The sequence below is a fragment of the Paenibacillus sp. FSL L8-0435 genome (genome assembly GCF_037965655.1).
Classification (GTDB): Bacteria; Bacillota; Bacilli; order Paenibacillales; family Paenibacillaceae; genus Paenibacillus.
The window spans coordinates 6,575,411-6,589,064 of record NZ_CP150185.1; the positions used below are offsets into that span (position 1 = coordinate 6,575,411).

At 47.2% G+C, this 13,654-nt stretch carries 13 protein-coding genes; 10 read left to right on the forward strand and 3 right to left on the reverse strand.

Annotation, left to right across the window (positions count from 1 at the left end):
- Positions 1–47: 47 nt before the first annotated feature.
- Positions 48–2,870, reverse strand: coding sequence for a glycoside hydrolase family 3 C-terminal domain-containing protein (locus NST33_RS29060; RefSeq protein ID WP_339306019.1), 2,823 nt, complete (start codon positions 2,868–2,870; stop codon positions 48–50).
- Between the two features lie 369 nt (positions 2,871–3,239).
- On the opposite strand from NST33_RS29060, the gene NST33_RS29065 reads away from it, so the two are divergent.
- From NST33_RS29065 to NST33_RS29085, 5 genes are all read left to right on the forward strand, one after another.
- Positions 3,240–4,784, forward strand: a complete 1,545-nt coding sequence (locus NST33_RS29065; RefSeq protein WP_221825576.1) for an FAD-dependent oxidoreductase — start codon at positions 3,240–3,242, stop codon at positions 4,782–4,784.
- 298 nt (positions 4,785–5,082) lie between these two features.
- Positions 5,083–5,412: a PadR family transcriptional regulator gene (locus tag NST33_RS29070; protein WP_036667851.1), complete on the forward strand. Its 330-nt coding sequence runs from the start codon at positions 5,083–5,085 to the stop codon at positions 5,410–5,412.
- A complete protein-coding gene (locus tag NST33_RS29075) occupies positions 5,405–5,998 on the forward strand; it encodes a DUF1700 domain-containing protein (RefSeq protein WP_221825578.1) in 594 nt (197 codons plus the stop codon). The genes NST33_RS29070 and NST33_RS29075 overlap by 8 nt, the downstream gene beginning before the upstream one ends.
- Positions 5,995–6,894 carry a DUF4097 family beta strand repeat-containing protein gene (locus tag NST33_RS29080; RefSeq protein ID WP_339306022.1) on the forward strand — a complete coding sequence of 300 codons (900 nt, stop codon included), beginning with the start codon at positions 5,995–5,997 and terminating at the stop codon, positions 6,892–6,894. The genes NST33_RS29075 and NST33_RS29080 overlap by 4 nt, the downstream gene beginning before the upstream one ends.
- A gap of 78 nt (positions 6,895–6,972) precedes the next feature.
- Entirely contained in the window at positions 6,973–7,692 is a 720-nt protein-coding gene (locus tag NST33_RS29085; protein ID WP_221825582.1) for a 3-ketoacyl-ACP reductase, read from the forward strand.
- Between the two features lie 293 nt (positions 7,693–7,985).
- On the opposite strand, the gene NST33_RS29090 is transcribed toward NST33_RS29085, so the two are convergent.
- Entirely contained in the window at positions 7,986–8,525 is a 540-nt protein-coding gene (locus NST33_RS29090) for an XRE family transcriptional regulator (protein ID WP_339180183.1), read from the reverse strand.
- A 67-nt stretch (positions 8,526–8,592) separates the two neighbouring features.
- On the reverse strand, positions 8,593–8,958 hold the full coding sequence (locus tag NST33_RS29095) for a glyoxalase superfamily protein (protein ID WP_221825587.1): 366 nt from the start codon (positions 8,956–8,958) through the stop codon (positions 8,593–8,595).
- 228 nt (positions 8,959–9,186) lie between these two features.
- On the opposite strand from NST33_RS29095, the gene NST33_RS29100 reads away from it, so the two are divergent.
- From NST33_RS29100 to NST33_RS29120, 5 genes are all read left to right on the forward strand, one after another.
- Positions 9,187–9,861 carry an alpha/beta hydrolase-fold protein gene (locus NST33_RS29100; RefSeq protein WP_339306024.1) on the forward strand — a complete coding sequence of 225 codons (675 nt, stop codon included), beginning with the start codon at positions 9,187–9,189 and terminating at the stop codon, positions 9,859–9,861.
- Positions 9,861–10,631 (forward strand): class III extradiol ring-cleavage dioxygenase, encoded by a 771-nt coding sequence (locus NST33_RS29105; protein ID WP_221825593.1) that lies wholly within the window; start codon positions 9,861–9,863, stop codon positions 10,629–10,631. The genes NST33_RS29100 and NST33_RS29105 overlap by 1 nt, the downstream gene beginning before the upstream one ends.
- 323 nt (positions 10,632–10,954) lie before the next feature.
- Complete coding sequence (locus NST33_RS29110; RefSeq protein WP_221825595.1) at positions 10,955–11,551, forward strand: SMI1/KNR4 family protein; 597 nt, start codon at positions 10,955–10,957, stop codon at positions 11,549–11,551.
- 143 nt (positions 11,552–11,694) lie between these two features.
- Positions 11,695–12,696, forward strand: a complete 1,002-nt coding sequence (locus NST33_RS29115; protein ID WP_091036009.1) for a cation diffusion facilitator family transporter — start codon at positions 11,695–11,697, stop codon at positions 12,694–12,696.
- Positions 12,697–12,951: 255 nt separating this feature from the next.
- Positions 12,952–13,452 (forward strand): hypothetical protein, encoded by a 501-nt coding sequence (locus NST33_RS29120; protein WP_221825597.1) that lies wholly within the window; start codon positions 12,952–12,954, stop codon positions 13,450–13,452.
- Positions 13,453–13,654: the final 202 nt, after the last annotated feature.

Consider the following 13,654-nt stretch of genomic DNA (forward strand, 5'->3'; position numbering starts at 1 on the left):
CTAAAGCCTCCGAATGTATTCGGAGGCTTTATCATTAGCTATATGACTTAACGAATCTCGAAGTGACTGATGCGTACACCTGCTGACAGCACAATGTATACATCCAGCTTACCTGCTGCACCTGTGAGTTCCGCCTTCACGGTAGACCACTGCTGGGCTTCACCTTGTGCCAGTTCCACACGTCCTGCGAGCGTACCCTCCGGAGAGCCGAGTCGCAATTCCAACACAGCACCTGCTTGTTCTGCGGATACACGAGCTTCAATTGCTGCTACCCCACTACCCAGATCGGCATCCTTGAAGGCAATCCATCCCTGCTCTCCAACTACATGGACAGCACTTCCGCCCTCTTTACTCTCATCCAGATCAACACCCAGGTAAGCATCATAATTCTCGGCACGAGTAGCCACAGCCAGATTACGAGCAGGGATTGTCTCTCCTTCTACCGTCAAGTCTGCAACCAGCTGAACATCAGAGGATGACTTGGCAACCATAATAGAGTAAGTTCCACTTTCCACGACATACCGATCACGAGTTACATCCCAGATGGCCAGTTCCTGAACAGGCAAGGTGAAGCTGACTTTTGCTGTAGCTCCCGCTTCGATATGAAGACGACGGAATCCTTTTAAAGTTTTGAGTGGACGTTTCACCCGGGATTTGCCTGCACGAACGTACAACTGTACAACCTCGTCACTGGCAATTGAACCGGTATTGGTTACATCTACAGTTACCGTAACGCTGCCCTCTGTACCCACTTGAGTTGGGCTAAGTTCCAAATTGCTGTATTTAAACGTTGCATACGTCAGACCATGTCCAAATGGATACAATACATTACCTTCAAAATATTGATATGTCCGACCAGATTGAATGATATCGTAATCCTTGATGTCGGTCAGTTGATCTGCTGATTGTACCCATGTCATGTTCAAACGTCCGGCAGGCGCATAGTCGCCATAGAGTACGTCAGCCACTGCGTTACCCAGTTCCTGTCCTGCGTGTGAAGTGTACAATACTGCCGGGATGTTCTCCTGAACCCAATTCGATGTGAATGGATAACTACCCACGATGACCACAACTGTATTCGGGTTCGCGGCATAGACCGCCTCAACCAGACGTTGCTGAGATTCGGCCAGATCCAGACTTGGACGATCAATTTCTTCTTTACCATTTACAAGCGGATTATTACCCACAAAGACAATTGCCGTTTCCGCAGCCTTGGCAGCTTCTACTGCTTCCTCAAGTCCATTCACAATAATATCCTGCTTGAATGTCTCTGTGGCGCCAAAGGTTTTCAGGTCTTCGGACACCGCAAATGCATCGTTTCCACCATTAGGTGCAGTCACCGTTTTGCCATTCCAAGTGGTCAGACCTACACTGCCATCCTCTTGTGGCAACAGGTGGAATACTTCCTTCACGAACCAGCCGTACACTTCATCTGCGGAAGCCGTTACGGTCTCTTCATCTGTGGTCAGATATTTGCCGTTGCTTTCCGCCTGCAAGGTATAACTTCCGAAGCCCCAGTCGGACACCATGAACGTTTCTGCTTCTCCCGAAGCAACAACAGGTGATTTCTCACCTTCTGCCAGTCCAATTTTCTTCCCATTGGCTACGGAAGTTAACGTAATGCGATCATTTCCATCCTTGAACGATACTTTATCGCTGCCTACTTTGCCACGGATCGCTTCAAGTGGGGATACGTTATACGGCATGGTGCCTGCATACCAGTCACGATAGACCGTTCCACCCAGTTGACCAATCACAGCCACTTTACCAGCTTTTGTTTTGTCCAGCGGGAGCGTGCCTTTGTCGTTTTTGAGCAATACCACTTGTTCTCTTGCGGCTCTGAGCGACAGTTCTTTTGCTTTCTCTGTCATCATGGACTCTTCACCGATAGAAGCATACGGGTTGCCCTCTTCCGGATCGAACTCACCCAGACGGAAACGCACACGGAATGTATTGAACAACGCCTTGTCGATGTCATCCATCGTGAGCGTACCTTGTTCCAATCCTTCACGCAGTGCCTGTTTGGACAGCTCAGCATCATCGGTGATGCTATCAATTCCGGCCTTCACAGATTCTACCGTACCCGGTGTGTGGGAATCATAGTATTTATGATCGTTCTTGATGCCCATTACGTCGCCTGCATCACTGACAATGAAACCATCCATGCCCCATTCGCCTTTGACAATCTCGTTCACAAATGGATGCAACAACGCTGGTGTACCATTAATGGAGTTGTACGCCGTCATCATGGACTGTGCGCCGCCTTCTTTAAATGGCTTCTCAAACGCCTTCAGATAATATTCACGCATGTTGCGCGGATCAATGCTGGACGAACCGCTTCCGCGATCCACTTCGTTATTATTCGCAAGAAAATGCTTCAAGGTAGCGACCGCTTTGTAATACTTCGGATGGTCGCCCTGAATTCCTTTGACCAATGCTGTTGTCAGCTCGGCTGTCAGTTCCGGATCTTCACCATACGCCTCTTCATTCCGTCCCCAGCGCGGGTCACGTTCCATATCTACTGTAGGTGCCCACAGGGTAAGACCGTTCACTGCCGGATTGCGTTTATAAAATACACGTGCCTCGTCTCCAAGCACGGAACCAATCTCTTTCATCAAATCCGCATCCCATGTGCATGCCAGCCCCACCGGTTGTGGGAAAGATGTTGCTTCTCCAAGCCAGGCCAAGCCGTGGGCAGCTTCTGTTCCGTGTTTGTATGCAGGTACACCCAAACGGTCTACTGCCGGTTGATATTGCAGCATGGATTCAATTTTTTCATCTTCCGTCAAGCGGGATACAAGGTCCTTCACACGGGTGTCTAACTCTAGTGCTGTATCTTGAAACGGATATTTCGTTTGGTTGGTGGTCATAAAGAATCTCCTTTGGTTATCGGTAGTTAATTAAAATGATAGCGAATACATATATCAAGAAAAAACGGGGATTAATTCGGATGAAATCTTTCTTCCAATAGATAGATTAATCCTTTTATAATCAACGTTTACAGGTGTAAAACCTGATCTCCTTTTCAAAACCTAAAACGATTTCGGTGATTCTATCATATAGCATGTTTAACAAAAAAAACAGAGGTTCTGTGCAGGAAATTGTGAACATCCCCTCTGCAAAATCTAAACAACACCGTTTTTTCCTGGCATAGTCTGGCAATCATGAATAAGAGTACAACGATGTGCGCTGAACAACATCCCATGCGATAGATTGAAGATAATCAAGGAGGAAAAAAAATGAGCGACAATCAGCAGCCCAAGACGGGTCTGCCCCCGGTCCCCGAATCACTGTGGCGTGCTACGCATGAATTCGATAGCTATCCGAAACTGACAGAAGATATTACCGCTGATGTGGCTATTATCGGTGCCGGTATTGCAGGCATTACCACCGCGTATCTGCTGGCACAGACGGGTATGCGTGTGGTCGTGCTAGAGGCTGGAAAAGTACTGGATGGTACGACCGGCCATACCACGGCCAAGGTATCTGCCCAACACGGTGTCATATTTGATGAAATTATGCATCATTTCGGACAAGAACAGGCTCGAATGTACTATGAAGGTAATGCCGATGCCGCGAAGTGGATGCGCAATCTGGTGAAGGAAAAACAGATTGATTGCCAGTGGGCAGAGGAAGATGCCTACGTCTACATTCAATCGGAGGAAAACATCAAAAAACTGGAGATCGAGCTGACCGCCTATGGCAAACTCAATATTCCTGGTGAGTGGGTCGATCCCCTCCCCATTCCGGTTCCCGCAAGAGCAGGCATTCGCATGCCGGGTCAGGCACGATATGATCCGCTGGCCTACCTTCACTTCTTGCTTAATTCAGCCGTAAAACACGGGGTACAGATCTACGAGCATACGACAGTTACGGATGTAGAGGAAGATGCTTCTCTGCATGTAAGAACCTATGGCGATGGCCCATCTGTAACAGCAGAACATGTTGTTGTAGCTTCTCATTTCCCTGTCTATGATCCCGGATTCTATTTCACGCGGTTACATGCGGAACGATCCTACGCCGTATTAGTCGAACCGGAGAAACCCTATGCCGGCGGCATGTACATCTCGGACGATACACCGTCCCGCTCCTTGCGTACCGTCTTACATGACGGCAAGGAACTTATCCTCTTTGGCGGCGAAAATCACAAAACCGGACAAGGCATCTGCACCTTCGGTCATTATGAACGCCTGGAGCAGTTCGCAGCGGAGACATTTGGCATCCGCAACATCCCTTTTCGCTGGTCAGCCCAGGATCTAATCTCTATCGACAAGGTGCCCTACATTGGACCGATTACCGGAAGACATGAACGTGTCTATGTGGCGACCGGGTTTGCCAAATGGGGTATGACGACTGGTACGATGGCAGGACACATTCTTGCGGATCGCATCACTGGACGTGACAACCCTCATGCTGCCATATTCGATCCGGCAAGATTCAAAGCTGATCCTGGTATGAAACACTTTATAGTGGAAAATGTGAATGTAGCCAAGGAATTAATCTCCGGTAAAGTGGGCATTGTGCACAAAAACGTTAGCGATATTGGTGAAGACGAAGGAGCCGTCGTTCGTCATAAAGGCAAACGTGCTGGCGCCTATAAGGACAACAGTGGCAAGCTGTTTCTGGTGGATACCACCTGCACCCATTTGGGGTGCGAAGTCGAATGGAACGAGGGCGAGCGTTCGTGGGATTGCCCATGCCATGGTTCCCGCTTCGATTATGCAGGCCATGTCATTGAGGGCCCTGCTGTGGAAGACCTTAAAGTTCTGGATGCACAAGAATAACCGACATTTAGCGATTCACCTGTAAACCAAAGAAACCAAAGTTCATCTCACAGACCGGATCGGAATCCGCCTTCAGACGGAAGCAACCGATCCGGTTTTTGCGTATGCTGAATTATATAGCTAAACAGACAGCCTCGGCTAAGCATCCAAATTAAACGAACTTATGATCGAGAAATCGTGATACGGAACTATTTTAAAGTCACTACCTTGCATTAAACAGTACTGGATGCTATGATGACTTCACCACTACTGAACAATATACACTAGCGATAAATGAAGCTACGAAGGAGGAACCTGTGTGAATGTGAACATCCAGTTCAAAAAAGGAGTATTGGAGCTGTGCGTCCTGGTATTAATTAACCGCCAGGATCGGTATGGCTACGAACTGGCTCAGGCGGTCTCCAAACATATCGAAGTTGCTGAAGGTGCACTGTATCCCTTGCTTCGCCGGCTTGTGAATGACGGTTACTGCACCACCTACCTGCAAGAATCAAGCGAAGGACCGCCGCGCAAGTATTACCGACTGTCTGATACTGGTCGCGACTACATGACGGCACTGACAACAGAATGGAATGAATTTGTGCGCAATGTCGCAAATCTGATTGAGGAAGGAATCCCTAATGAATAGACAACAATTTATGAAAGCCATGGAAGTTCATCTACGGCCGATGGACCCATTCGAACGGGCTGAGTTGCTCGCCGACTATGATCAACATTTCGAGCTCGGACTACGAGAAGGCCGACTGGAAGAAGAGATTGCTCGGGAACTGGGACACCCGGAAGAGATCGCCAAGGAAGCACTTGGTGATCGTTATGACATTCATACGCCGGGTTCAGATGCGTTCTATGCACCGACGTATCGCGAAATGCGGTCACCTAGAAACAACACCAGAGCCACTCGCAAATTTTTCACAGCCATCGGCCTGTTATTCCTGAATCTAATTCTTGGCATTCCTCTTGGTCTCATAATGTGGTCGGTATGGCTTGTTATTGCCAGCCTATCCTTGCTGGTATTGGCTCCTGTGGCAGCAGTTTTGGACTTTGTATTCCTGGGGCAACTCGATAAACCGGAAATTTTCGTTGCGATTGGCGCTTTCGGTGTCGGCATTTTGTTTGCTATCGTATCGAAGTATGTCTTTAGAGCCTTCAAAATCGTCACTCTTCAATATATTAGATGGAATAAAAACACGATGAAAGGAGATGTTTCCGCATGAGTACCAAAAAATGGCTTGCGCTCGCCGTGATATGTATCGGAATAGGTTTACTTGGAACATCCATCTATGGCGTTCAGTTCGGGGATGAACGGGAGCATTATTCTAAACGATGGGATTTCAAAGCAGATGAATTGCAGAACATTATCATGAATGCTAATTTCAGTGCAGATATTGAATTTGTTGTAAGCCCGGATTCGAATGGTTATATCGAAGTGGATGGCAAATGGGACTCTGCCGTAGTCAAAAGCTTCGAACAAGCCAATTTATCCAACGGCACATTCCAACTGTCTCAGACAGAACGTGAACGATTACAATTTTTCACCCTGTATTGGAATGATCAAGACTCCACAATAACTGTGGCCCTGCCCGAAGGGCACCAATTAAATGAGGTTAAGCTGGATTCTTCTTCAAGTGACTGGGATCTGACAGATCTGAGTGCCAAGCAGCTTGAGCTGAATAACACCTCAGGTTCCATACGTCTGGAAAACATCAAGGTACCCCGTATTGAGCTGGCTCTAACTTCGGGTGACATTACCGCTTCCATGATTGATGGAGACATGACCGTGAAACAGACATCGGGAAGCCTCACTGTTGATCAGGTAATAGGTCATTTAAACAGTGAGATCGAATCAGGTGATATTGAGATCACTGAATTAAACGGCGCAGCCGATGTTCAATTCACTTCGGGTAGCATTCATATTGAACAGTCCCATTCCGCCCCGATTAATGCGTCTGGAACATCAGGAGATATTTTCATTCAAGCTGCACCTGATTTTAACGGAATCTATGATGCTAAGGCTACTTCGGGCAGTGTAGATGTACCTGAATCGCCAATGGTGAGCCGGGAAGTGATCAAGGCCCGTACTTCTTCTGGCAGCATCGAGATTACCAAATAGTGATGAAGCCAATTTCCGAACTGTGGGTAATAATAGTATAATTGAATGCTAGTCCATTTCTAAGGAGGAATTACCCACATGGAACTTAAAAATAAAACAGCGATCATCACAGGTGCCGGAAAAGGTATCGGCCGTGCCATCGCTGAAGCACTTGCAAAAGAAGGAGTGCACCTCGGCCTTATTGCACGTACCGCTTCCGATCTTCAGGCTCTGCAACAGTCACTTAGTCAACAATACGGTGTAAAAGTAACCAGTGCTGTAGCAGATATCTCGGATCGCACGCAGGCGGAAGCCGCTGTAGCAGCCATTGAGATGGAACTCGGCGCGGTGGATATTCTCATCAATAATGCAGGGATCGGAAAGTTCGGGACGTTCATGGAGATGGAACCGGAAGAGTGGGAGCGCATCCTGCATGTTAATGTCATGGGTACATACTACGTGACTCGTGCTGTCCTTCCGAGCATGATCAAGGAAAGTAGCGGCAGCATTATCAATATTGCTTCCACTGCAGGTGAGCGCGGATTCGCTACAGGTTCGGCATACTGTGCATCCAAGTTTGCTCTACTCGGCATGACCGAATCTCTAATGCAGGAAGTGCGAAAGTCCAACATTCGTGTAACAGCACTGACTCCAAGCACCGTTAATACGGAGCTTGCGACCAATGCCGGACTGAAAATTGGCGACGAAGATCGCATGATGCAAGCGGAAGATGTCGCTGAACTTGCACTCGCAACGCTCAAGCTGTCCGACCGTGTCTTTGTCAAAGCCGCAGGCATCTGGACGACTAATCCACAATAGACAGGGTGCCTCTGTCTATTCTAAGGAATCTCTCGCACCTTATTGTTCCCTTTTGCAGGAATTGAGAAACGTAACGAATCATAGCGACGTTATTTCGCCACAAGTCTGTGGAATGTAGCCAAATTACACACACAGCAGTGAAATAAAGCGCCTGAGATTCGTTACATCTCGAGATCTGCCTAGAATCATCTAATAGGGCTCGCTCATTTCGTTAGAAATATAAAAGGACGTTTCCCATTGTACATGTATGCAGGTTCGCATGTTCATGACTTGGGAGCCGTCCTTTTTGTATTTTACAAATGATCCAGACCCAATTCTTTGGACACCGCAATGAGCACCACCGCAGGCTCCTCTCCGATATTGGTCACTTCATGGGGCACGATCGCATTCCAGGTAAACGAATCACCCACGTCAAGAACTTCCACATCTTCGCATTGCTCCGCACGAATCTTGCCCTGCAACACCAGATGGCTTTCCTCCCCGGCATGTTTGCTAACCCCGGTTGAAGCACCTGGCGGTAACTCCACAATGGACATACGCATCGCACCTTTGGCTGTAAGCTGCTGCACCTTGATCTGTCCGCTTCCGGCTGTCGTCTCCTTGCGCTCGTTCTTACGTACCACATTCATCCGCTGCTCCGGTGTAAGCAGCAAATAGGGAAGTGGCACTTCCAGATAATCCGCAATACTTTCAAGCGTAGCAATGGAAGGTGACGTTTTGTTATTTTCCACGTTACTAATAAAACCTTTGGACAACCCCGTGCCCTCGCACATCTGCATGATCGTAATCTGTTTCTGCTTGCGGATCGTACGAATAGCCAAGCCAATATCCATATTGCGTCCCTCCCCTTCTATTGATCTATATAAAACATCAGACGTAAGCTTAGCTACTTCAGGTTATCTATTCGGCACGTGCCTCTACAAATATAATCCGATTGCCAAACGGATCTGTCACGGTCATTTCTCTTGATTGCCAAGGGGTCTCCTCTATACCGGGTCTCGCATGTTTGTACTCTTTCTGACGAAGTGCACCATGGAATGTATCCAAGTTATCCGTTTCCACGCGCAAGGCAGCTCCAGGTGTACAATCTCCATGATGTTCAGACAGATGAATCACGATGGAATCAAGCGAAATCTGCATATATAAGGGCATATTTTGCTCAAATCGATGTTCCCAATCCAATTGGAAACCCAGGTATTCCAGGTAGAACTCTCTAGCTTTATTTTCATCAAATATTCTCAAAATAGGCACGATACTTTTTAACATCCTGATCACGTCCTCGGGAATAAGATATGAACCATGCGCAGCGGCATTTATTGTAGAACCATTCAAGATTTTTTATAAACAACATATATTCATCATACAAAAAAAGTATTGACCCTACAATGAAACCATGATAAATTTTGTTCATAAATAAGAATATTTATTTCATATTAGTGAACTTTATTGTCAGAACGATATATTTAACTCATTCCTCTTCAGGTGGTGTTTTCAATGAATTCTCCTTATATACATGAAGTCCGATTACCGTCTCATTACAATCCAGATCAGCGTTATCCCGTGATTTTCGCCTTACATGGCATGGGATCAGATGAACAGGATATGCTTCGTTTAATGGAGCCTATGCAGTCTGATTTTATTATTGTTGCTATCCGTGGGCCTATCGTTCAGGGTAGTGGTTATGCTTATTTTCAGATTAAAAGCATTGGCAACCCCATCCGTGAATTGTATGATGCCTCCGTGTTGGGACTGCAACAGTTGATTGTTGATCTTTCCGCCAAATATGCTATTGATCCCACGCGGCGTTATATCACCGGATTCAGCCAGGGCGCCATTATGGCAATGACCCTATCGCTGGTGATGGGAGATGCGATTAAAGGCATTGTAGCGATGAGTGGGTACATCCCGCAATTTGTGAAAGACGATTACAAGCTGCAACCCGATTCGGAGCTGTCTGTGTTTATCTCGCATGGAGATCAAGATCATCTATTCCCGCTGCAACTGGGCGAAGATAACGCCGATTTCTTCCGTCAACATACCGATCACGTCACATATGTACCTTATAACGGTGGGCACCAGGTGACCCCCGATCTATACCAACAATTCCAACACTGGCTTCGAACGGATGCAAATCTGACTACCGAAGACCCGAAAGGACTGAATGCATAATGATGCCATCTCTGTTTATTGCTCACGGTGCCCCTTCACTGGCTTTGGAGGAGAATGCGTACACTGAGTTTGTGCAAAAACTTGGAGAAGAACTGCCGAAACCCAAAGCAATCGTATTGTTCTCTGCTCACTGGGAATCCACAACTCAGCTTGTATCCTCGGTAGCCAACTATGAGACCATTTATGATTTCGGTGGTTTCCAGCCCGAGCTGTATCAGATCAAGTACCCGGCTCAAGGACAGGCAAAGACCACAGCCGAGGTGGAACGTTTATTCACAGAAGCCGGGATTCCGGTACAGACCGATGATGTTCGTGGACTGGATCACGGCGCTTGGGTTGTTCTACGCCTGCTCTACCCGAATGCGGATATTCCTGTAATTGCCTTGTCCGTGAATCGCTATCTGACAGGTGAGCAGCAATATCAAGTCGGACAGGCACTCGCTTCCTTGCGCGAGCAGGACATTCTCGTGATTGGCAGCGGCGGAACTGTCCACAATCTGCGTCGATTGAACTGGGAAAGCAATGGCGTTGACCCGTGGGCATCAGAGTTCGACAACTGGCTGCATGACAAGCTGGTGAGCTGGGATACGGAGTCTCTCTTCTCCTATGATAAACTGGCACCTTCAGCTCAAGCCGCCGTACCTACGCCAGAGCATTTTGTACCGCTGTTACTCGCCATGGGTGCGGGAGATCAGAACAAACGGGCATCGCTCCTGTTCAAAGCCTATCAGTATGGCAACCTGAGCTTGTCCTGTTGGAAGTTTGATTAAAGAGGACTATGTAAAAGATTAGTTTCATTTATATAGTAGATAAATAATTAGCGTGGGTTACAGGGATTACCCCTGTAACCCACGCTTATTTGTTGTTAGGAGCGACTTTCATGATGGTTGTATGTAATCGATTGGGATGGAGACAGGTGTGCTGATATGCAACAACCGCCTTTGAATAATGAGACCATTGTAGTATGTAAGCAAGGACTCCGGTTTCTTGTGTGCTTTTCTGGATTATAACTATAATATGAGGTGAAATCAGGCACAGTTTGCTCGCACATCACTCACCATATTATCTGAATAGCTCATACGGAGGGAATTGGATGCCAGAACAGCGTATATATGAATTGATGGATGAACTGGATATGTTGCTGGAGGAGAAGGTACAGGATGAGGAAAACCGGGAGCTACTCAACGAATATCGCGAGTTTGAAGGCGTGACGGATGAGCAACTTGACGCATTCGAGCAGGAGCACGGTATCCGATTACCTGCTGATTTTCGTGCATTTTATAAACGTAAAAATGGGAGTGGTTATGGCTTTCACGTCTTGTTTCCAAGCCTTGAGGAAGGACGAGAGTCCGAGCCATTTTACCTGTTATCTCTGGAAAAGATTCAAAAGGAGCAGTCCACGCTGGTGGAGAACCGCATGGATGATTATTTGACCGATGAAGAGATCCGTGAGCTTGATCCCCGAATCAAACCCTACCTTTTTCAAAAGAAATGGATCACGTTTGGCATGCTTGGAGGTGGCTCACTGTACCTGATGTTCGACTTTGATCCGACAGAGCAAGGAACGGTTGGACAGATTATTATGTACGTGCATGACCCGGATTTTGTATATTATGTCGCTGGGACGTTTACGGAACTGTTGGAACAATCCAACCGGAATTTACGTGCCTTGGAGGCTATCGAGTACTGAGTTGCACATGGTGATATGACCTTTTTTGCATAATGCTGGGATATGTCAAAGCGGTTATAATAACATTTAGTGGAAATGCACATGCTGTATAGATAAACTGCCTTTTCTACACCTAATACATTGATCTGGGAGGAACATACGAAGTGGCTGAACAACCGAAGTCTGAGAGTTTTATGTCTCTCGTCAAAAAAGGAAACACATCCTCAGCCGTAGCGATGGCAGGTAATGCCGTACTTGCTGTGTGCAAAGGGGGAGCTTTCCTATTCAGTGGCAGTGGCGCCATGTTCGCTTCGGCGATGCATTCACTCGCTGATGCCATTAACCAAGGGTTTGTCTTTGTTGGAAGTGTGTTGTCCGAGAAAAAACCTACACGCCGCTTCCCAACCGGATTCGGACGGGTCATTAACATTTTCTGCATGATCGCCGTTATTGTTGTTACCATTATGGCGTATGAAACGATCCATGAAGGCATCCATCTGTTGCAGCATCCTGTTGGTCATACCGGCGGTCTCTGGATTAACATCGGAGTGCTTGTTCTGAACATTGTCATTGACGGGGCCATTCTGATCAAAGCCATGAAGGAAATCCTCAAAGAAGCACGTGCACCCAAAGCCGCCGGATTTGCCTTGGTCCCTGCTGCCATCAAAAATGTAGGCCGTGCTGCGCCACCAACCCGTCTCGTATTCTACGAAGATGTTGTGGCAGTACTCGGTGCGACACTCGCCTTGATCTCCGTTGTAGTCATTGCATTAACCAATTTTGCATTGCTCGATGGCATTGTGACAACAATTATTGGATGTCTGATGATCGCTGTAGCCTTCCGGGTTGGTTATGATAATATGATCGGATTGATTGGTGTTGCGGCTCCCCAGGATATCGAGGACAAAGTGTCTCAGACCATTCTGGCAGACACACACGTTGCCGATATTCAGATGATGCGTATCATTCAGGAAGGCCGTTATTATCATGTCGAAGGTCTGATTGAACTCACCAAAGGACTCAGTCTTGCCGATGCAGATGACATCAAGTTCCGTATTCAGGAGAAGTTGATGACGAACCCCGATATCGCCGATGCTGCCATCTCCATTATTGAGGATGACGGTGTGAACAGCTGGGGCAAGAAACATTCGGATGTAGTGAAATAACAAGCTTCGTTTTGGATAAAAAAAATGACAGAACCCACTCTTCAACAGAGTGGGTCTTTAGCATGTTCAACTACACCCTCATCTAGGGAGTATATTTTCTCCAATTTACGTACCTAGACTTTGGTCTAGGTTCACTTTAACTCCAAAGACGGAGGATAGACTTTTCCAGTTCATGGTATGCTGTGAATAACGAAAGTAATTGCTCTACATACAACTGTTCGGAGAATTGATTTTGTATTGAGAAGGAGAGATATTATGGCTAAACGTACGATCCTTGCGCCTGTTCTCATTTTGCTGGGCGTGTACCTGATTCTGAACCAGGGAGGTTCACTCGGTCCGGGTACGATCTTTGCGAACTTCTGGCCCACATTATTCGTGATTCCACTCGGGCTGTTCTTCCACTGGCTCTACTTCTCCATGATTGGCAGAGGGGTTGGACTTCTGGTTCCTGGTGGGTTGCTGCTCACGGTTGGTATCGTCTGTCAGATCGCCATGCTGTTTAACAACTGGGGGACGATGTGGCCGGGCTTCATTCTTGCTGTTGCTGTTGGTCTGTTCGAATTGTATTGGTTCGGTGGTCGGAATAAATGGTTGCTGATCCCCATCAACATTCTAACAGTTATATCGTTGCTGTTCTTCGCTGTGATGTCGATTGGCACGATGCTGAGCAGCTTGAGCTTTATTCAACCGTTCGTGGCGATTGTGCTGATTATGGGTGGGGCGTGGATCATGGTGGGTCGCAAAAAGCGCATGTAACCCTTTATTCGTTCCCACTTGATCACTGCGGTGACAGAACAACTTCGGATTGCTGTTATCCCCGGATTTTTTTGAATCCCATCTAGCAATGGGAAAATCCGTTGATAAAGGCGACCGCTTCGCTTCCTTCGTTTGTTCTGTCCCCTCCGTTAACGTGTGCACGAAAAAATAACCTGAGCTTTTTGCTCTGAAGCGGGTAACA